Source organism: Spirosoma harenae, assembly GCF_054776975.1.
This window is the reverse complement of record NZ_BAAHBD010000007.1, coordinates 71,227-90,970: the sequence shown is the minus strand read 5'-3', so window position 1 is coordinate 90,970 and position 19,744 is coordinate 71,227. Positions and strand designations below refer to the sequence as shown.

At 45.8% G+C, this 19,744-nt stretch carries 19 protein-coding genes and 1 tRNA gene; 3 read left to right on the top strand and 17 right to left on the bottom strand.

The window, feature by feature from the left end; genetic code table 11:
• Positions 1-90 precede the first annotated feature (90 nt).
• The 15 genes from ACYVE4_RS06325 to ACYVE4_RS06255 form a co-directional block, all read right to left on the bottom strand.
• A complete protein-coding gene (locus ACYVE4_RS06325) occupies positions 91-426 on the bottom strand; it encodes a phage holin family protein (protein WP_460996136.1) in 336 nt (111 codons plus the stop codon).
• Between the two features lie 83 nt (positions 427-509).
• Positions 510-1,118 (bottom strand): bifunctional phosphoribosyl-AMP cyclohydrolase/phosphoribosyl-ATP diphosphatase HisIE, encoded by a 609-nt coding sequence (gene hisIE, locus ACYVE4_RS06320; protein WP_460996135.1) that lies wholly within the window; start codon positions 1,116-1,118, stop codon positions 510-512.
• Between the two features lie 16 nt (positions 1,119-1,134).
• Positions 1,135-1,926 carry a tryptophan synthase subunit alpha gene (gene trpA, locus ACYVE4_RS06315; RefSeq protein ID WP_460996134.1) on the bottom strand — a complete coding sequence of 264 codons (792 nt, stop codon included), beginning with the start codon at positions 1,924-1,926 and terminating at the stop codon, positions 1,135-1,137.
• 15 nt (positions 1,927-1,941) lie between these two features.
• A complete protein-coding gene (gene trpB / locus ACYVE4_RS06310; RefSeq protein WP_460996133.1) occupies positions 1,942-3,141 on the bottom strand; it encodes a tryptophan synthase subunit beta in 1,200 nt (399 codons plus the stop codon).
• A 4-nt stretch (positions 3,142-3,145) separates the two neighbouring features.
• Positions 3,146-3,394, bottom strand: a complete 249-nt coding sequence (locus tag ACYVE4_RS06305; protein WP_460996132.1) for a PIN domain-containing protein — start codon at positions 3,392-3,394, stop codon at positions 3,146-3,148.
• A gap of 170 nt (positions 3,395-3,564) precedes the next feature.
• Positions 3,565-3,720 (bottom strand): hypothetical protein, encoded by a 156-nt coding sequence (locus ACYVE4_RS06300; RefSeq protein WP_460996131.1) that lies wholly within the window; start codon positions 3,718-3,720, stop codon positions 3,565-3,567.
• A gap of 57 nt (positions 3,721-3,777) precedes the next feature.
• On the bottom strand, positions 3,778-4,416 hold the full coding sequence (locus ACYVE4_RS06295) for a phosphoribosylanthranilate isomerase (protein ID WP_460996130.1): 639 nt from the start codon (positions 4,414-4,416) through the stop codon (positions 3,778-3,780).
• Positions 4,413-5,237, bottom strand: coding sequence for an indole-3-glycerol phosphate synthase TrpC (gene trpC / locus ACYVE4_RS06290; RefSeq protein ID WP_460996129.1), 825 nt, complete (start codon positions 5,235-5,237; stop codon positions 4,413-4,415). Before trpC ends, ACYVE4_RS06295 begins: the two co-directional genes overlap by 4 nt.
• An 89-nt stretch (positions 5,238-5,326) precedes the next feature.
• Positions 5,327-6,316, bottom strand: coding sequence for an anthranilate phosphoribosyltransferase (gene trpD / locus ACYVE4_RS06285; protein WP_460996128.1), 990 nt, complete (start codon positions 6,314-6,316; stop codon positions 5,327-5,329).
• Positions 6,317-6,339: 23 nt separating this feature from the next.
• Positions 6,340-7,023, bottom strand: coding sequence for an SAM-dependent methyltransferase (locus ACYVE4_RS06280; protein ID WP_460996127.1), 684 nt, complete (start codon positions 7,021-7,023; stop codon positions 6,340-6,342).
• Positions 7,020-7,586, bottom strand: a complete 567-nt coding sequence (locus tag ACYVE4_RS06275) for an anthranilate synthase component II (RefSeq protein ID WP_460996126.1) — start codon at positions 7,584-7,586, stop codon at positions 7,020-7,022. The genes ACYVE4_RS06280 and ACYVE4_RS06275 overlap by 4 nt, the downstream gene beginning before the upstream one ends.
• 95 nt (positions 7,587-7,681) lie before the next feature.
• A complete protein-coding gene (locus tag ACYVE4_RS06270) occupies positions 7,682-9,118 on the bottom strand; it encodes an anthranilate synthase component I family protein (protein WP_460996125.1) in 1,437 nt (478 codons plus the stop codon).
• A gap of 284 nt (positions 9,119-9,402) precedes the next feature.
• Positions 9,403-9,479, bottom strand: a tRNA-Pro gene (locus tag ACYVE4_RS06265).
• Positions 9,480-9,555: 76 nt separating this feature from the next.
• Positions 9,556-10,023, bottom strand: a complete 468-nt coding sequence (locus tag ACYVE4_RS06260; protein ID WP_460996124.1) for a DUF2141 domain-containing protein — start codon at positions 10,021-10,023, stop codon at positions 9,556-9,558.
• A 150-nt stretch (positions 10,024-10,173) separates the two neighbouring features.
• Positions 10,174-12,087, bottom strand: coding sequence for a RecQ family ATP-dependent DNA helicase (locus tag ACYVE4_RS06255; protein ID WP_460996123.1), 1,914 nt, complete (start codon positions 12,085-12,087; stop codon positions 10,174-10,176).
• A 162-nt stretch (positions 12,088-12,249) separates the two neighbouring features.
• Here ACYVE4_RS06255 and msrB point away from each other — a divergent pair, with 162 nt between their 5' ends.
• The 3 genes from msrB to ACYVE4_RS06240 all read left to right on the top strand — a co-directional run bounded on the left by msrB (position 12,250) and on the right by ACYVE4_RS06240 (position 16,736).
• The gene (gene msrB, locus ACYVE4_RS06250; RefSeq protein ID WP_460996122.1) at positions 12,250-12,657 is read left to right on the top strand and encodes a peptide-methionine (R)-S-oxide reductase MsrB; all 408 of its coding nucleotides are present in this window, start codon (positions 12,250-12,252) and stop codon (positions 12,655-12,657) included.
• A gap of 153 nt (positions 12,658-12,810) precedes the next feature.
• Entirely contained in the window at positions 12,811-15,432 is a 2,622-nt protein-coding gene (locus ACYVE4_RS06245) for a T9SS type A sorting domain-containing protein (protein ID WP_460996121.1), read from the top strand.
• Positions 15,433-15,455: 23 nt separating this feature from the next.
• Positions 15,456-16,736: a D-alanyl-D-alanine carboxypeptidase gene (locus ACYVE4_RS06240; RefSeq protein ID WP_460996120.1), complete on the top strand. Its 1,281-nt coding sequence runs from the start codon at positions 15,456-15,458 to the stop codon at positions 16,734-16,736.
• 5 nt (positions 16,737-16,741) lie between these two features.
• On the opposite strand, the gene ACYVE4_RS06235 is transcribed toward ACYVE4_RS06240, so the two are convergent.
• The gene (locus ACYVE4_RS06235; RefSeq protein WP_460996119.1) at positions 16,742-17,794 is read right to left on the bottom strand and encodes an exo-alpha-sialidase; all 1,053 of its coding nucleotides are present in this window, start codon (positions 17,792-17,794) and stop codon (positions 16,742-16,744) included.
• Between the two features lie 29 nt (positions 17,795-17,823).
• Positions 17,824-19,704 (bottom strand): heparinase II/III domain-containing protein, encoded by a 1,881-nt coding sequence (locus ACYVE4_RS06230; protein ID WP_460996118.1) that lies wholly within the window; start codon positions 19,702-19,704, stop codon positions 17,824-17,826.
• Positions 19,705-19,744 lie beyond the last annotated feature (40 nt).

Genomic DNA, 19,744 nt, shown 5'->3' with positions numbered 1-19,744 from the left:
TTGCTATAAAAACGATGGGCTAAAATAATACTTCAGAAGTATTATTTTAGCCCATTAATCATCACAGTATTTTCTCCTTTGTTACTTTTCCTAAACAATAGCATCAATTAATGCTGTTACAATAGAGACCACAATACTGAAAAGTAAAGCAGCTATGAATCCCGTAACATGAAAATTTGGTATTAAGTATGACGTTAAATAAACCATCATTACGTTCAGTACCAGCAAAAATAGCCCGAGGGTAACAATAGTAATCGGAATGGTCAGTACGGTTAGGATCGGCTTAATGAAGGCGTTTAGAAAGCCTAAGACAATAGCCACCATTAAGTAGGTTCCAGCGCCACCCGTTACCGAAACACCCGGAATAAAATAAGCAGCTACCCAAACGGCAACGGCACTAATCAGAATGCGAATTATCAATCCCATGAATTTGTTTGTGTTTGGTGAGAAAAGACTCAAATAGCGAATAAATATCGGCTACTATCGATCAACAAACTGCAAATCAGAAACTATTGTTTTTGATGTCGGGATTGTAAAACGGCTATTATATCATCGAGACTCATATTTTTCTGTTCCAGCAGTACTAAAAAATGGAATAGCAGATCGGCCGCTTCGCCCTTGAACAGATCATCATTATCATCTTTAGCCTCGATCACTAATTCAATGGCTTCTTCACCGACCTTCTGAGCAATTTTATTTACTCCTCGATTAAAGAGCGTTGTTGTATACGACTTTTCGGTTGGATTAACTTTTCGGTCGTGAATTACCGCTTGTAGGTAATTCAAAAACTGCCCTTTCCCGTGATTGACTTCGTCAAAACACGTATCAGCTCCCGTATGACAAACTGGACCAGCAGGGCTTGCTTTAATCAGTAGTGTATCGCCATCGCAATCGATCAGCGTTTCTCGAACGTGCAAAAAGTTATTTGACGTTTCGCCTTTTGTCCACAATCGCTGTTTGCTACGGCTGAAAAAGGTTACAATTTTTTCGGCAACCGTTTTATCGTACGCTTCACGATTCATGTAACCCACCATCAGGACTTTGCCCGTTTCGGCATCCTGAATCACCGCTGGGATAAGCCCATCAGGTGATTTATCGAAATTAATTTCGGAATTCATGTCGCAAAGGTAAGCCCTACGCCCGAATGGTCTGCACAAACTCGCGGATGCTATCCGCAGATGTACCTTTTTCTTCTACATGACGAATGAATGCACTCCCGACGATAGCCCCGTTGGCATACTGACTAGCCGTATCAAACGTTTCGTGATTATTGATGCCAAAGCCAATTAACCGTGGATTTCGCAGATTCATCGCCTGAATTCGCTCAAAATAACCGCGCATGGAATCGCTAATGCCTTTCGTGGAACCGGTAATGCTAGCCGACGAAACCATATAAATAAACCCGTCAGATTCTTGATCAATATGACGAATTCGGCTATCAGACGTTTGCGGAGTGATCAAATTGACATTCAACAGACCATACTCATGGAACGTATCGGCGTAGTCGTCCAGATACAAATCCAGCGGCAGATCAGGGACAATAATCCCATCAACGCCCACTTCCCGGCAAGTCTGGCAGAATTTTTCCAGGCCAAATTGCAATACCGGGTTAATATACCCCATCAGAAGAATAGGAACGGTTATTTCTTTCCGGCAATCAGCTAATTGCTCAAATAGTTTTTTGAGCGACATGCCGTTATCCAGCGCTTTCTCATTACTCTGCTGAATGGTTTCGCCGTCGGCAACGGGATCAGAATAAGGCATGCCGATTTCAACAATATCCACACCAGCCGCCTGTAACCCGTGTAGGATAGGCATTGTATCGTCAAGATTTGGAAATCCGGCGGTAAAATATACGTTGAGCAACCGATTACTTTTACGGGTAAATAGATCGGTGATGCGATTTTGAGTCAGTTCCTGAGTCATGATGTGGTGGGGAGCTTACAAATGTTTTGAATACGTACTTAAGTCTTTATCTCCTCTTCCAGACAGGCAAACGACGATGACATCACTTGGCTTAAGCTCCATTTTCTGTAAAGCAGCCAAAGCATGAGCCGATTCTAGCGCCGGAATAATCCCTTCCAATTTACTCAATTGAAAACCAGCTTGTAACGCTTCGTCGTCTGTAATAGCATAGAAATCACCGCGCTTTGAGTCGAACAGATGCGCATGAAGTGGGCCAATGCCCGGATAATCTAAACCTGCTGAAATTGAATACGGTTCTACAACCTGTCCATCTTCCGTTTGCATCAGAATTGTACGACTACCGTGCAATACGCCTGGTTTACCAAGCGCCGTTGTTGCCGCCGAATGCCCTGAATTTACACCTTGCCCAGCCGCTTCAGCAGCCACAAGTCGAACCGATGGCTCGTTCAGGTAATGGAAAAACGCGCCAGCCGCATTACTACCTCCACCTACGCAAGCCACCACGTAATCAGGATTTTCTCGACCCGTTTTGGCAGCTAACTGCTTCTTAATTTCCTGCGAAATCACGGATTGAAACCGAGCGACCATATCTGGATAGGGATGCGGGCCAACCACAGAACCGATGATGTAATGCGTATCGACTGGATTATTAATCCAATGCCGCATCGCTTCGTTCGTTGCATCTTTCAGCGTTTGACTACCCGACGTTGCCGGAACAACCGTAGCACCCAGCATTCGCATCCGATCAACGTTCGGTTTCTGGCGCTCCATATCAATGCTACCCATGTAGACAACACATTCAAGTCCCATCAGAGCGCAAACGGTTGCCGTAGCCACGCCATGCTGACCAGCTCCCGTTTCAGCTACAATTCGCTTTTTGCCGAGTCGTTGCGCTACCAGAATCTGACCAATGGTATTATTTACCTTGTGTGCACCAGTATGGCAAAGATCTTCACGTTTAAGGTAAACCGTCGCGCCAACTTGTTCCGACAGGCGTTTTGCAAGAAACAACGGGGTTGGCCGCCCGACATAATCTTCAAGTAATTGCCAGAATTCTGCCTGAAACGTTGGATCGGCGATAATGTTCAGATAATTCTGACGTAATTCTTCGACGTTTGGATAAAGCATTTCGGGAATGAACGCTCCGCCAAAATGGCCATAAAAGCCTTTATCAGATACCTCAAAAGAGGTTTGGGGTTCGAGAGTGGTTTGCATAGAATTAGTGCTTAACCAATTGTAATCCTAAAGTTGTTAGGTGGTCGAAATCGTTGTCGCTGGTGTGAAGTTCCATGTCTAGATATAAGGCTGTAGCCGCAATCCAGATGTCATTTTTACCCATATTTCGGGCGGAAGTGCCGAGAGCATAGCCAACTAATTTTCCTTGGCTAAACGAATCTATTTCAGCGTAATACCTTATTAGCTTACTTGTAATATCAACAGGTGGGTAGTGCTCAATCATGTCGCGCATAAAATCTACCTTTTGAACACCCACTAGTTCACCTATTACTACAACCGGCAATATTACTCTGGAGGGCGGCAACGTTTTATGCCGAATATATTGAATCAATAAGTCTGTGTCGTAAATCATTCACCACGGTCACCTTCAGCCAATAATTCATCCATTCGTCGGTTCTCTTCTTATGTAAAATCAGGAAACTGACGTGTAAACGGATTCTTAGGAGTAACAGCATCAAAGAAGTGCTCTACTCCCCACCGTTTTATGTCTTCAGGCTTATAGCTTCGTCCTCTTCTTAGAGGAGGAATTTCATCATTGATCTGCTTTGTCGTTTCCATTAGCGTTGTTGTTTAATGGTTAAATAGTATATACCCCGGAAAGATTTTCTACTGACCTTATACCGTTTCCTCTACCGGTCGTACGCGATCAATCAGTTCTTTCACTTTGGCGACGTCTTTTACGCCGGGGGAAATTTCAACCTGGCTGTTTACGTCGACACCGTATAGTTTCATCCCTTTCAATTGATCTAGCTGATCAAGATTGTCTAGGCCGATGCCTCCGCTGATGAAAAACGGTTTTTCGTTATCGTAGCGTTGTAGAATACTCCAGTCGAATGTAATGCCGTTACCGCCGGGTTGATCGCCTTTTGCATCGAACAGGAAAAAATCGCACTGGGCTTTGTAGTTGTTTAGCATCGAAAAATTAAACGACTCATCGACACGGAACGCTTTGATAATGTTGATACCCCGGTTTCGCAGACTCCGGCAATATTCAGGTGTTTCGGTTCCGTGTAACTGTACGTACTGAAAATCGTATTTCTTCACGTTGCGCAGAATATAATCGGGGCTGGCATTGACAAATACGCCAACTTTCCGAATCGAACGAGGTAAGGCTTTGACAACTTCTTCGTCCAACTCTTCGCCCACAAAACGCGGAGATTGATCGTAGAAGATAAAACCTATGAAATCAGGATTTAAAGCGGCAATTTCTTTCAGGTTGTCAGCGTCACGTAGACCGCACACTTTGATTTTCATGAGTTGTACAAGTTTGTAGATGAGAGCATGCGAGAACTAAAATCAGTTACTATAGTCTGTAAAGCTGCAGCTGGATCGGCTGTTTTCATGAACGCTTCGCCAATCAGAAAGCCGTCAAAACCAGCCCGGAATAAAGTCAACATGGTTTCGGCATCATGCAAGCCGCTTTCAGTGATTTTGGCAAATGTATCCGGAATGTATTCGACCAGTTCCAGCGACGTATCTATAGACGTTGTAAATGTTTTCAGGTTACGGTTATTTACGCCCACCAAATCAACATCTACGTTTAAACTCCGATCCAGTTCCTCTTTATCATGAACTTCGAGTAAAACCTGTAAGCTCAGGTCATGCGCCTGCATACTTAGTTCTTTCACTTCTTCCGGTGTCAGACAGGCCGCAATGAGTAGGACAACATCGGCACCCCATGCTTTAGCCTCGAGAAGCTGATAGCGATCAATCACGAAATCTTTCCGCAAAATGGGCGTTGATGGATTCGCCAACCGAGCAGCCTGTAAATCTGCGGGCGTTCCGCCAAAAAAAGGCTCATCGGTCAGTACGGATAGAACGGCGGCTCCTGCTTTTACGTAACCTTTTGTGGTTTCGGCGACATCGGCCCGATCGTTGATAATTCCTTTGGAAGGCGATTTGCGCTTGAACTCGGCAATAATTCCCGTCGAGCGAAAGTCCTGAACGGCATCTTTGGCGGATAAACAATACCGTTTAAAATCGGGCATTTGTTCCAGGGTCGCTATCGGAGTTTCGGCTTTTCGCTGCTCTACTTCGAGTTTTTTCTGGGCAAGAATCTGGTCAAGAATTGTCATACTTATGAAGAAGAGAGGAAATTCGACGAAAGAAGAAAGATGGTTATTTATAAATCCCGGCCTTTATTCTTACGCCTTACTTCTCACATCTAATTGTTTATCAATTTTTTAAAACTCTCCATCGCGCGCCCACTTTCCAACGATTCGCGAGCTATTGCTACAGCTTCCTCCTGAGTAACGGCCTTCCCGGCAGCGAGTAATGCCATCGCGGCATTTGCTAAAACGGCTTGTTTTTGGGCGGGAGTGGCTTCATTAGACAGTACATTCAAAAATATCTGCGCTGATTCGTCTAATGTTTGTCCACCTGCCAGCGATTCAGCCGTTAACGTATCCAAACCTAATTGCTCGGGTTTTACAACCTGCTCCGTCTGATTACTGATGACTTTGAAAGGCCCCGTTAACGAAATCTCATCGTAGCCATCCAGTGCGTGCAGAATCATAAACTGTTTATCAGTTTGCTGATAAAGGTACGCATATAATCGCGCCAATTCAAGGCTAAACACGCCAACGAGCTGTTTTTGAGGCTTTGCGGGGTTAATCATCGGACCTAAAACATTGAAGAATGTTTTCACACCAAGGTCCTTTCGAATGGGGGCTACGTTCTTCATCGCCGGGTGAAAAAGTGGCGCATGCAGGAAGCAAATACCGGCGGTTTCCATTCGACGCTGCAATTCGCCTTCGTCATTTGTAAACTTATGCCCCAATCGCTCCATCACCGTTGACGAACCCACCAGCGAGGATACACCATGATTACCATGCTTAGCGACGCGCTGCCCAGCGCCAGCCACCACGAATGACGATAGGGTCGAGATGTTAAACGTATCTTTCCCATCGCCCCCGGTACCGCATAAATCCATTGGATCGTAGGCAGCTAGATCTACGGGCAAACAGAGTTCGAGCATAGCGTCGCGAAACCCTTCCAGTTCTTCCAGGCGAAGGCTCCGCATCATATAAACGGTCAGAAACGACGCAATCTGAGCCGGATTATACTCACCCCGACCAATTCCCAACAAAACATCGCGAGCCTGGTCTTTGGTCAGTGATTTATACTCAAAAAGTTGATTTAGAACAGCTTTCATATATACAGTACGGCATAAATAAACTAGACACTTTTTCGGATTAAGCGAACCATTTGATACGCTCCTTTTTGAAAATGATAATTGGCAGTCAGTATATCGGCCTGAATCCCATTTACCTGACAATCAGTTAAAACGCTATGCAAATACGGTGATGTTTGTCCATTCAATGAAATAATCGGAAAAATACGAACGTCGTTTGCTACACGAGTTAGTTCACGAATAGAGGCCAGATGGAACGCTTCCGTTAACTGTTCTGAGTACAAAAAGAGCAGATGAGAACACAACGCCAGGTCGAAAGAGCCATCAGAAAAAGGGAGCGTAGGCAACGAAACCGGTAGGTATCGGTGTTGACATAAACCTTGTTCGTAATCGCCCAAAAACTGCGTCATTGCGGCCATACGTTCACGGGCAACTGATTCAACATCCTGAAAAGTCGTCCAGTTATATTGCTCACTATTAGTAGCTAGCTGTTCAGTTACTGTCTTATACGTATCATCAATACGGCGTTTTATATCTGTAGCCGAGAAAGCATAAATTGGATCAACAGATATGACTGATCGGCCAGCCGCGGTCATTTCAGCGTTGACACTGGCAGGTCCATCCCCTACCCCCAAAATACGTTTTGCCAGATCGGCATCCGTGAGGTTAAACATTCGTTGATATTCACTTAATGTTCGACCCCAGGGAACAACTTCGGTCAGTTTCATTGATTCAACCAGTTTTGGATCATCTTCACGCCATTCTCTGTCAACACCGATTCAGGGTGGAATTGTAACCCTTTCACGTCGTAGCGCGTGTGCGATAAACCCATTACGCGGCCTAATTCGTCAACCGCCGTAATACGTAAGTCATCGGGCATTGAATCCGGAACAACGGTCCAGGAATGGTAGCGACCTACGGTTAGTTCATCAGGAATATCCGTAAAAAGGGATTCGGAGCGATCTGTAATCTGGGCTTTATGTGCCACGCCATGTAATACATCGCCCAGATTCTCCAGTTGAGCACCGTACACTTCGCCAATTCCCTGATGGCCCAGGCAAATGCCCAGAATACTTTTCGAAGGACCATATTCGCGCACCAGATCCTGCATAATACCCGCTTCCGATGGAATACCCGGCCCCGGCGAAAGCATGATTTTATCGTACTGACTGACAGCCTCAAGTGCTATTTTATCATTCCGAATGACATCGGGTTTCAGCCCTAACTCCCGCAGAATATAAACGAGATTATAGGTGAATGAATCGTAATTATCTAAGACTAGAAGTCGCATTTTTAGTGATGAGTTATTGTGAGTGATGAATGATGAGTTATAAGTGATGAGTAATTGAGTTTTGCGGCAAAAGTTCATCACTTATAACTCATCATTCAAATAGATTTCGCTTGGTCAAGGGCCGTGCGTAGGGCAGCCAGTTTATTATGTACTTCCTGTAATTCGCTTTCAACGACTGATTTCGCTACAACGCCCGCTCCGGCCTGGTAATAGAGCGTGTTATCCTTACTCATGAACGTCCGAATCATGATCGCATGGTTGAACTCGCCATCGAAACCCATATACCCGATACTGCCAGCATAAAAACTGCGGCTTATATTTTCGTATCGATCAATCAGACGCATAGCCATATGCTTGGGGGCGCCTGAAAGCGTACCGGCAGGAAAGGTTTCCCCCACAATTTGTAGAGGATCAGCGTCAGGGGTCAAATCACCTACAACTTTCGAGACCAAGTGAATCACGTGAGAATAGTACTGTACTTCTTTAAATGTCTCTACGTTTACAACATCACAATTTCGGCTAAGGTCATTCCGGGCTAAATCGACGAGCATGACGTGTTCTGCCGATTCTTTCGGATCATCATGCAGTTTCTGAGCGAGTTCAGCATCGTGAGCGTCATCACCTGTACGCCGGAACGTACCCGCAATTGGATAGATTGTAGCCTGACGATTTTTAATAACAATCTGAGATTCAGGCGAAGAACCGAATAGTTTGTAATTGCCGTAGTCGAAGTAGAATAAGTAGGGGGAGGGATTCAATGATCGGAGCGCACGATATACATTGAACTCGTCACCGATAAAAGGCGTAGAAAACCGGCGCGATACTACAATCTGAAATACATCGCCCCGATGGCAATGGTCTTTCCCTTTCTGAATTACCTCCCGAAACTCATCGTCCGTAAAATTCGATACTTCGGGACCAGCCGGGCTAAACGAATACGTAGGATAGTTGCGACTAGTGATTAAATCACCGATGTAATCAAGCGTACTTTCTTGTTCGGTATCGCCATCGCGGAGGTAGCTATGTTCGAACAAATACAGCTCATCTTTAAAGTGATTAATTGCCAACACGTATCGATATACCGTAAAAACGGCCGCTGGAATCTGATTTTCGGTTGGTACGGTCGCTTGAAGTGTAATGTCTTCGAAACCTTGTACGGCCGGGTAAGCAAAATAACCAAACAAGCCATTGGTGATGAATGAAAACTTGGGCTTCTCATGCTTGAAAGAGTCTTTAAACTGTTGCAGCGCTTCCCGCATTTCCTGAACCGGAAGTTCGCGCGTTTGCTCTTCTTCGCCTGGCAATTGGGTCGTCAGTTTAGCATCCTGATACGAAAATCGGGCAACTGGATCGAAGGCGATGTACGAGAAGCTATTATCATTCCCGTGATAATCTGAGCTTTCGAGCAAAATGCTATTCAGAAAGCGATCGCGGATACGCAGATAGATACTCACGGGCGTGATAATGTCGGCCAGCATCCGCTTATGTCGGCTTACGACGCGATAGGTAGGAATTTGTAGGTCGATAGTCATATGTCGTTACGCGTTGGTTTTGGAAAATCGAGTAAAAAAATAAGGCTCACCGGGATGACGGTGAGCCTTTATAGAGTTTGTTGGTGAACAACAACAGCGGCAACCCTCATCCCAACGTAGGAGAGTGCCACCACCAAATCATGTTGTTAACCGTATTATTCATGTTTTTTTGCTATATCTGGTATTAAAACTTGCTCTGGTCGGGGTGGCGGGATTCGAATCGCGACGGCGACCCGGCCACGACCTCTACTTCCCAAACGTAACCCGCTACCAGTTCAATTTTCTGGTCGGGGTGGCGGGATTCGAACCCACGACCTCTACGTCCCGAACGTAGCACGCTACCAGGCTGCGCTACACCCCGCATTGAGGCCACAAATATATATGGTTTGTTTTATTCCAAACAAGGATAATTAATTTTTTCTAATCAAAATACCATTCTACATTTCCATCATTCGGATACGAATACTCTTGCTTTCATTCAGCTCAATGGCCGATTGGTCGAAATCGGGTGGTCCCATGAGCATGGCTACATTAGAAAGGCCAAACGGTTCGGCAGGCATTTGCCCGGAAAAATCCATCTTTTGATTTCCGTTCAAATCCTGCAAAACGCGAACGGCATATTTACCCGGCGCTAATCCTTCAAAAACAGTCGTGATTTCGCCAGAAGGCGGTACATCGATTGCTTTTCGTTGAATCGACTCACCCGTAAAACTCGCCTGATTGTTGGCCAAGCCTACATACAGTTTACCCGTTCGGTTATTTACATTGTGCATGACAACGGTTAATGAATAGGTGCCACTAGCCGTACCTGACGTCGCGGACGTTGACTGTTGCGCCAGACAAGGTTTGGCTAGATTGGCAATAAACAGGACAATGGTAAGAACAGCGGTGATGATCGTTTTCATAGCTCTTATTGATTTTGTTTTGTTCGATGTCACAAACATAGAGTGGTATCAAAGGTGTCTCCAACTGAAAGGGACAAACCGCATGATTTAGGGACAAATAACACGTTTGGGGCGAAATACAAGCCTTTTTGAGCTATTTGGAAAGGTTAATCACTCCAAGTTGAGCGTCAGATTTCCACTTTTTGTATAGCGAATTTCTTCTTCGGCCAGCATTTGTTTGAGGGTTTGCGCGAGTGCGTCGGCATCTGTCTCGGCAAAATGGTAGGCGAGTTGTTTGGGTGATACACCGGGGCCGTTGGCGAGTGCCACATAGTCACGCACTTGTTTACGCATGGCTACCAAGGCTGTTTCGGCGGCTTTTTTCTTTTTAAGGCAATTATCGCAAATGCCACATCGCTCGCCCGGTTTCTCACCAAAATAAGCTTGCAGCAAACGCGTACGGCATTGAGTTACGTGTTCGGTATAGAGCGTGGCCGCATTTACTTTTCTCAAGGCCAATTCCTTACGCCGGTTCAACTCCTGCGTATTGATCGGCAAGGAGTTCGCATCGAAACGGGGCGTTAGAAAGGTGAGTTGCGGTTTATCTTTTTGCTTTTCGTAGATAACTACGTTTCGCTCATGTAACTGATTCAGTAACTGCTCTATTTCAGACTGATTCAATAAAAACGTCCTCGCCAAGGTCGATTCGGAAATGGTCACGAAGTCGGTAAATAATTCGCCACCGTACATCCGCAACAGTAACTTCAGAAACGAATCAAAGCGGGGATTCATCACCTGAAATTCATAGAGTTGGCGATTATCGAGGACTAACGACAAGCGGGAAGGATGATAATAATTTTCATTTAGCTGAATAAATCCTTCCAATTGCAGTTGCTTCAGTGCATAATGCGTTTCTGACGAAGGTAGGCTAAACGTGGCCGTAAATGCCCCGAAATCAAAATCATAACTGATGAACTCACCTCCACCAATTGGCACTGCCGTGTAATTGGCCAATGCCTGATACACCCTCCGAAGCATTGCTACCGGTTGATAAAGCTGCTCAACCCGCTCTTGCAAATTGACGAGATCAGCAGGCGTGTAAAGTATTACCGCATACGCTTTCTGACCATCGCGACCCGCTCGGCCCGCTTCCTGATAATACGCTTCGAGCGAATCCGGCACATCCAGATGCACGACTACACGCACATCAGGCTTATCTATCCCCATCCCAAACGCATTGGTTGCCACCATAATGCGCGTCTGATTCTGAATCCAGGCATCCTGTTTCTCGGTTCGCTGCTGAGTCGTTAACCCGGCGTGGTAGAAATCAGCGGAAAATCCTTTCCGAACAAGCCATTGCGCTACCTGTTGCGTTTGTTTCCGACTACGGACATACACAATCGCACACCCCGGCACATTTTCCAGAACCCGTAATAACCGATTTGCTTTGGCTTCTTCCAATACGGCTGAATACGATAGATTTGGCCGGGCAAAGGTTTGCCGAAAAATTTGAGGTTGTCGTAAAACCAGCTTATCGACAATATCCGTCTGCACATCGGGCGTTGCCGAAGCCGTCAGTGCAATAATTGGAGTATCAGGAATCAGCTCCCGAAATTCAGCGATTTGCAGATACGGTGGACGAAAATCGTATCCCCAGGCCGAAATACAGTGCGCTTCGTCAACGGCTAGCAAACAAACGGTCATCTGTTTCGTCCGCTCGATCATAATTTCCGTCCGCAGCCGTTCGGGCGATACGTACAGAAATTTGGTATTCCCGTAAATACAGTTGTCCAGCGCAGTATCGATTTCCCGATAGTGCATTCCTGAGTAAATAGCCGCTGCCGGAATTCCGCGTTTGCGCAACTGCTCGACCTGATCTTTCATCAACGCAATGAGAGGGGTTACCACAATACAAACCCCTTTCATGGCCAGCGCCGGAACCTGAAAACAAATGGATTTTCCTCCACCTGTCGGCATCAACACAAGCGAATCCTGACGTTGCAGCACAGTCGTGACTATATCTTCCTGCATAGGTCGGAAGGCGTCATATCCCCAAAAGTGCTGTAAAATCTGTCGGATCGTCAAGGTAATCAGTCGTTAGCTGGTAGTCGATAGTCGTCAGTCGTTAGTCAAGAGTAGACGAATTGATACTATCGACTGCTTTGCAAATTTACAGCTTGAAACACAAATCAAAGACGGGGTGTTGTACGTATAAACGGAAATAGCTAATCATCAGCGCGAATAACCATGATTCAGAAAGTCATAAAATCTGACGAAGAATGGCGAAAAATCTTAACGCCAGAGCAATACCACGTAACACGTGAAAAAGGTACAGAACGGGCGTTTACCGGCGAATACTGCGAAGCACACGATCCGGGCATTTATGCGTGCGTCTGCTGTGATACGGAGCTTTTTGAGGCAACCGATAAGTTTGAATCTGGTACGGGCTGGCCTAGTTTTACCCAACCGATTGAGGAAGACCGAATCCGACTCGAAAAAGATTACAGTTACGGTATGCACCGGGTTGAGGTCCTGTGCAATATCTGCGATGCGCACCTCGGTCACGTATTCAACGACGGTCCTGCTCCGACCGGATTGCGCTATTGTCTGAACTCTGTAGCCCTCGTTTTGAAACGAACAGTTGATTCTAAGTAAGGGATTTGAGGCTTACGTACGACTCCTTCAGAGTCGTACGTAAGCCTATCCTATTAAAATCGTCTATACAGCAATTATCATTTTTAGCTTATGGTCTTGTTAATGGCCGTTTAGATGCGAGATTTGTATAGATTGAACTGTATTACAATTTCTATGAGTTACGGGAAGTGGCTGGGGTTGCTTATTCTGATTGGTTTTTTGGCAAATCCGGTACTTGCTCAGAAAGTTGTTTCATCAGGATCTACCTTGTCGGCTAATGCTCCCGTTAGCTTTTCGCTGGCTGGTACTAAAATCAAGTATTATAAAGATAATCGCGACGTATCTACGCGCGTTGCGGCTCCGGATGCGTTTCTGGAGCGAATTAACGCAAATGGCCGACAGGCTGCTCCAACAGCCCAATTCATTGTTACCTATACCAATTTTACACCCGAAGCACGGCGGGCGTTTCAATATGCGGTCGATATCTGGTCGACGCTGATTGTTTCGTCGGTACCCATTCGTATTCAAGCTAACTGGATTTCTGATGAACCTAATTTATTAGGTTCGGCCGGGCCGGGATCGTATTTGTATAATTTTGATGGCAGTCAGAAAGCGGCTGCTTTTTACCCGATTGCACTGGCAGAAAAAATCGCCCGGCGCGAATTAAATGACCCAAATGCCGCCGATATCGTTGCGGATTTTAACCGGAATAACGACTGGTATTATGGAACAGACGGCAAAACGCCCAAAGGCAGTACAGATTTAGTTACTGCGGTGCTGCATGAGTTATGCCATGGATTAGGTTTCATCGGGTTCTTCGGAATTTTTGATGATAATGGCATTTACATGGCGTCCTTACCCTCAATCTACGACCATTTTCTGGAAACGGGTCAGGGAAAACGGTTGGTAACATCCACTAAAGATTTCCCGAATAACTCAGAAGAACTCAAATTTCAGTTAGCCCAATATAATCTATACCTGAATGGTCCTGTTTTAAAGCAGAAAACCAATCAACGGATCAAGGTTTGGGTGCCTTATGAATACACACGGGCTGCCAGTATTTATCACCTCGATGAAACCGTTTATCCGCCTGGCAATCCGAACTCACTAATGACCCCTACACTCGCTTTAGGAGAGTCGATTCATTCACCGGGGCCGCTCGTACTGCAATTTTTGTCGGATATGGAATGGAAAACAACGTCTGTTTTACATAATCCGATCACAAACACGGAAGATGTTAAAGACTTGATTTTCAGCACGCGGATTAGTAGCGATACGACAATAATTCCAGGATCAATTCGATTCTTTTATCGCCGAACTTCTCCTACGGCTACTGATACCTTATTTACATCCGTTACGCCGACGCAGGTTGGTACTACCAACGAATATCAGTTTACCATTCCGGCGGCTCAGGCATCGGGCGATACCTGGTACTACTTTCAGGTACAGGATGCGTCGGGTCGTACGTTTACCAATCCGGGAAAAAAAACAACGGGGGCCCAACTCTGGAATCATGTGTATGTAGGTACCGATAATGTACCACCAATCATTCAGTATGCACCGTCTAAAACGAACATTCTCTCAACAACCGTTGCGGATAGCTTACCGATCTACGCTCGTATTTCGGATGCCCGGAATAGTATTTCCAACGCTTATGTCGACTACCAGATCAATGGTGTGGCCCAGCCTGCGCTACCCATGCGATACAGTCGCCAGACGGTCAACAATACCACATACGATAGCATTTATGTAGCCCGGATCAATTTCCCGGCGAATACATTAAAAGTTGGTGATAAGATTACCTATAGGATTATTGCTCAGGATGGATCGCGGGCTAAAAATCAGACCGTTAGCCCCGCTACTGGATTTCATCAACTAACGGTTACTGCTCTAAAACCAGTCAGAGATCAGTATATTACAACATTCAGCGATGCGACAGTCGCCAGCGATTTTGCAGGAAATGGACTCAGTATCGCCACGCCTACTGGTTTTACCGATCCGGCTCTTCACTCTGAACATCCGTATGGAAATGGTGCTGATTTTCAGTATCAGACAAACTACGAGTCTATTTTACTATCGCCAATTCGAATTAAAACCAATCCTGACAGCACGTACATTCGATTCGATGAAATCGTTTTGGTAGAACCGGGTGGGGATGGAAGTAAACTTGGCGATCCAACTTTTTACGACTATGTTATCGTAGAAGGCTCTCTTGATAACGGTCAAACCTGGAAGCCATTGGTCGATGCGTACAGTTCGGCGGATAGGAAAGAGTGGACAACTGCGTATAACCTCAATTTAAAGGCCGGTTTCTTTAATGAATGGAACTCAACGACTGCTGGCCTACCTGCTTTCTTCCGACGAAGAGAATTTCCGATTCTAAAAACGGGAAGTGCCTTTAAAACGGGTGATCAGATTCTGATTCGGTTTCGACTCTTTGCCGATCAATTGTCGTATGGCTGGGGCTGGGCCATTGACAACCTTCGAATTCAGGCTCCACCACCTCCCGTCCTATTAGGTACCGAACCGATAACCTCTACTTTATTTACGACTTATCCTAACCCGGTTAGTAACGGCCTGTTACGAATCGAAGCCGATCTGCCTAAACCATTGGCAGAAATTGGCCTGACCATCAACAACCTTACGGGTCAATCGCTCCAACAGCAAACCCTTAAAGTAAGCGGAACTAAGTTGAGTACGCAATTGGATGTAAGTCAGTTACCGAGCGGGTTATATTTGCTTCAGATCAAAGCGGGTGAATCAATACTGACAAAGAAGATTATACTTGCGAAGTAATTCACTACCAATCTCTTTGTTGTATGAAAGTATGGTTACTCCTTATTCTGGCAGGGCTTATCGCAGGCTGTTCTCCCGCCCGACGTATCAGCCGTGATCTTCAGAAAAATCCGCTGTATACCGACCATTTTACGGGTGTCGCACTGTATGATCCTGTTCGAAAACAATCGATTATTCAGTATAATGCCGATAAACCATTTACACCCGCATCCAATACAAAGCTCTTTAGCTTCTACGCGGGATTGCTAACTCTACCCGATTCACTACCAACAATACGCTACGCTGTTCAGAACGATTCGTTGATATTTTGGGGAACAGGCAATCCCCTCCTACTCCATCCCGATTTACCCGATACCACTGTATTAGCCTTTCTGCGCAAACGGCCCGAGCAATTATTTTTTTCTCCCCTTAATTATGAAGGCCCGCGTTTTGGCCCCGGCTGGGCCTGGGATGATTACAATGATGATTACTCACCCGAACTAGCGTCATTACCAATTTACGGAAATGTCGTACGGTTTCGGCTAGGCAAAATCAGTCCTCGTCGATTATCCGATAGTGTACGTGTTCTTCCAAAAGAAACAGCACCTATTGGCGTACGGCGGGCAGAATTTGCGAATCAGTTTGCGCAGTCGGTAGGTGATAAACCCATCAAACAGGACGTACCGTTTCGTTGGTCGGCTGAGTTAGCGGCTAAGTTATTGGCGGATACCTTACATCGTGAAATTGGCGTTGTTTCCATGCCCGTTTCGAGAAACACCAAATTACTACATGGCACATCAACCGACTCACTTTATAAACGAATGCTGTATGTCAGCGACAATCAGTTTGCGGAGCAGGTGCTTTTTATGGTTTCGGCAGAACGAAACTGGGCGAAACTGACACCAACACAAGAAATCGGTCGAATGGCAGACAGCGTGTTGCATTTTTCGGCTGGCGTAAAAGATCGGCGTCCTGCCCGCTGGGTCGATGGATCAGGATTATCACGCTACAACGTGTTCACGCCCAACGTATTAATTAGTTTACTCGACCGGATATATACGAAAGTACCTCAGCAACGATTATTTGCACTCTTACCGGCCGCCGGACAAACGGGAACCTTACAAAGCATATCTATGCCTGGAAAGCCCTACGTATTTGCCAAATCTGGTTCGATGACGGGTGTCTATAATCTGAGTGGTTATATAGTAGTACATTCAGGAAAAGTGCTCTTTTTCAGTATTATGCATAATAATTTCACCCAAACCGTCAGCGAAATGCGCAGACGAACGGGCGAATTATTAAAGGAAATCCATGAGACGTTTTGAGATTATTAGTTCTTACCAATATTCGTTATCATGACTTGACCTTCGGCTTCCCAAACGCATATCATTGATTTATCCACTAAGGCAATGCTGGGCAATTGCCCTTTTCCCAGGACAATAGGCGCATCATTATTCAGTTTTGCCCACACAGTACCTGCTTCATCCCAGGCGATGGCTGTTTGGGTAGCGTTAGTAGCTATTGTTACGTTACGACCCGTGGCTATACTTGTTTCAGGTGCATTGGGGCGGCAAGTGTATAAGGTGTTTTCTCTCCGCCACACGGTAAGTGGCTGCCCAGTTGCCGAAATGACCACTGCTCCACCGTCCATTGGACAGGCTTTTAACTTCCAGGTTCCCTCACCAAGTTTTTGCACGGAAGAGAAAGTTGCTCCACCATCAACAGAGTGAGCCAGATAAAGATCGCGAGAACCGTCCAGCCAGTTACGGAACTGGATGTATATATCGTTTGCTTTGGCAACAATCGATACCTTACAGCATTCGCAGACGGTACCGCTGGGTGAGCGGTACGCTACTCGATTGGGCAACCAGGTGCGCCCTCCATCGTGGGAGGTGGCTATTACAATTTTATTTTGCTTGTCTTCACGCAGGTCAAGCCATGCAGTATGAAACGTATTTGCCGATGCGCTGGTCACCGCCTGAAATCCCTCTTTAGCCACTTCCGGCACATCATTGATTGATATGGCAGATGACCATTTTCCGCTTTGCCGATCCAGCGAGTAGGCAAATAAATTCCCGGCTCGATTCACCACTGTAATGACAACGTATCGCTCAGAAACAGCTATTTGAGGACCTCGTTTAGCACTGGTTACCAATTGCGGTAAAGTGGCTACGGCAACTGGCTGATTAAATTGATCAGACTGCCTGCTCGTTACGGCATAGTAAATGGTTGAATCCTGACCATACGTTAAATGTACAAACCCCTTTTTGTCAGAGATAACCACTGGCAGATGTCCAGTCATCGTTTTCTGATTACGAATGGTTGGTTGGGCATTTGTTGAGAGAGCTAATAACAGCCCAAGAGCGTAAAACAGGTAATGCATAAAGGAATGCAGGTTTCAAAAACTAAAAATTAGTGCGGCCACTGTGCTAAAGGCTGAACATTTACTTTTGCCTGATTCGCGGCTTTTTCTGGTATCAACTTAACCGTGAGGGCTGTTTTCGTATTGGCTGGAACAGTTACCTCAAAACCAACCCGAATTGTACCGGGATTAGCAGCATCATAATCATTGGGCGGATCGGTCGACCAGGTTTTTAGATCAATTTTGGCAGGTTCAGCAACTTCCAGAATCAGCTTTTTCCCATCTTTCGTTAGTTCGGCCTTGGTTCCGTTGAGAATATTAACTGTGGCGGGTGTAAGCATTGTCCAGCGAACGGTGGTTTCGTTGGATGGCGTTTCGAGTTCATCCCGAACGACTACGTATGCTTTGTCAACAATCGCAACACCCCGGTTTGCTTTGGCAATTGAACCTGAATACATATCTGTCAGATCGGTTTGTGCATTCGTAAAAGACGGATTGCTGGAATGGCTTGTAACGGATGCCTTCCCAACCACTCGTTGAAGACCGTCATTGATTGTGAGCGTATTATGGGTAAAATTATTATACCGAAAGATTTGCCATCGTTGCGAGTCTTGTCTGCTATTCCACAAATCAACCTTTTTCGACTCCAGCGATTCATAATTCTGCATACCAAAATCCATCGCCCAGCGAACTCCATCCGACTCCATGATAAACGAGCCAACGTCCATGTGGGCGTGATTGACCGAAGGGCTTCCCGTTTTTAAACCAACAAATACAGCTGATGGGTCGGACCAGGACGTTCGCATGAGCGCAACGGGGTTTTTACCTTCGCCAACCCAAACCGTCGATTTGGGTTGGCGAATAGCATCCATACCCACTCCATTACTCCACAACATAATAGCCGGAAGCAGCCGATCATTCGTATGTTTCTTCGGGTCTTTAGTCATCAATTGACTACGTTCAACCCACAGCAAGGAGGGGTCGGCCATTTTTTGCGCGAACCAGAACATTGCTGGCTGCAACTCGCCTGATAGGCCAGAATCGGAATAGTTGAAGGCAGCCCCTGTTGGCCCAGTCATGTTTTCAAGATAGCCAGCCGTTTTCAAGAATCCCGGCTGTTTAGCCAGACCGAAATCCGTACCGTACGCTTTTTCGAGTGCGCTAATCAACATCACGTTAAAACTAGTACCATAGCCCCAATAGCTATACCCTTCCGGATACGCACCATCTGGGCGATAATCGCCCATAGGCAGCACAACCGATTCAATAGCCCGATTAATGATCGTTTTGGCTATTTCAGGTTGGTCTTCAGCAATCGCCAGTGCGCCGTACGACATACCGGCATTACAAACCTGATTCCAATTGTGCGATGCCTTGAGCCAACTATTGTATTTCGTATCCAGCGACGGTTCAATGCCTTTTTTCAGAATCGCATCTTTAATTATTGACCGCGACTGGCTGGATAAATCATTGTACAGCCAGTCGTATCCAATCGAAACGGCCATTGTCATTTCGGCTACGTCCAGAAAATGCGAAGGATTCCAATCAGTAAATGCGGATAGAGCCAGCAATTCTTTTTCGGCTCGTTTCAGGTATTTATCCTGATGGGTCAATCGCCAGGCATAGGATAAATAAAAGATTCGTCGCAGTCCTTCTCTGGACACCGAAAGCAATCGTCGACCAATCTGGATTCGTTCCTGGGGAGCTACGTCTATTAACCCGTTGCAGGTAGTCAGAATCGCCTGATGAAGATTATTCCAGGTCCTATCAGCGGCAATTGTGCGAGCAATGATTTTTTCTTCATCGTTCAGCAAAAGTAACCGGGGGTGAGCGGGAAGCGCCCTGGCCGAAGCCAGATGATCGACCTGAGCGTTTATTGACGGACTAACTAGTAACAGTAAACCAATCAGTCGAATGAGTACCTGATTCATAACGCTTATACGTGCTTTACGTAAATATTGTTATTCCGTA

Bases quoted from the DNA above. Each gene is read 5' to 3' on its own strand.
- ACYVE4_RS06325 (WP_460996136.1), bottom strand. From the start codon at position 426: ATGGGATTGATAATTCGCATTCTGATTAGTGCCGTTGCCGTTTGGGTA.
- hisIE (WP_460996135.1), bottom strand. From the start codon at position 1,118: ATGAATTCCGAAATTAATTTCGATAAATCACCTGATGGGCTTATCCCA.
- trpA (WP_460996134.1), bottom strand. From the start codon at position 1,926: ATGACTCAGGAACTGACTCAAAATCGCATCACCGATCTATTTACCCGT.
- trpB (WP_460996133.1), bottom strand. From the start codon at position 3,141: ATGCAAACCACTCTCGAACCCCAAACCTCTTTTGAGGTATCTGATAAA.
- ACYVE4_RS06305 (WP_460996132.1), bottom strand. From the start codon at position 3,394: ATGCGCGACATGATTGAGCACTACCCACCTGTTGATATTACAAGTAAG.
- ACYVE4_RS06300 (WP_460996131.1), bottom strand. From the start codon at position 3,720: ATGGAAACGACAAAGCAGATCAATGATGAAATTCCTCCTCTAAGAAGA.
- ACYVE4_RS06295 (WP_460996130.1), bottom strand. From the start codon at position 4,416: ATGAAAATCAAAGTGTGCGGTCTACGTGACGCTGACAACCTGAAAGAA.
- trpC (WP_460996129.1), bottom strand. From the start codon at position 5,237: ATGACAATTCTTGACCAGATTCTTGCCCAGAAAAAACTCGAAGTAGAG.
- trpD (WP_460996128.1), bottom strand. From the start codon at position 6,316: ATGAAAGCTGTTCTAAATCAACTTTTTGAGTATAAATCACTGACCAAA.
- ACYVE4_RS06280 (WP_460996127.1), bottom strand. From the start codon at position 7,023: ATGAAACTGACCGAAGTTGTTCCCTGGGGTCGAACATTAAGTGAATAT.
- ACYVE4_RS06275 (WP_460996126.1), bottom strand. From the start codon at position 7,586: ATGCGACTTCTAGTCTTAGATAATTACGATTCATTCACCTATAATCTC.
- ACYVE4_RS06270 (WP_460996125.1), bottom strand. From the start codon at position 9,118: ATGACTATCGACCTACAAATTCCTACCTATCGCGTCGTAAGCCGACAT.
- ACYVE4_RS06260 (WP_460996124.1), bottom strand. From the start codon at position 10,023: ATGAAAACGATCATCACCGCTGTTCTTACCATTGTCCTGTTTATTGCC.
- msrB (WP_460996122.1), top strand. From the start codon at position 12,250: ATGATTCAGAAAGTCATAAAATCTGACGAAGAATGGCGAAAAATCTTA.
- ACYVE4_RS06245 (WP_460996121.1), top strand. From the start codon at position 12,811: ATGAGTTACGGGAAGTGGCTGGGGTTGCTTATTCTGATTGGTTTTTTG.
- ACYVE4_RS06240 (WP_460996120.1), top strand. From the start codon at position 15,456: ATGAAAGTATGGTTACTCCTTATTCTGGCAGGGCTTATCGCAGGCTGT.
- ACYVE4_RS06235 (WP_460996119.1), bottom strand. From the start codon at position 17,794: ATGCATTACCTGTTTTACGCTCTTGGGCTGTTATTAGCTCTCTCAACA.
- ACYVE4_RS06230 (WP_460996118.1), bottom strand. From the start codon at position 19,704: ATGAATCAGGTACTCATTCGACTGATTGGTTTACTGTTACTAGTTAGT.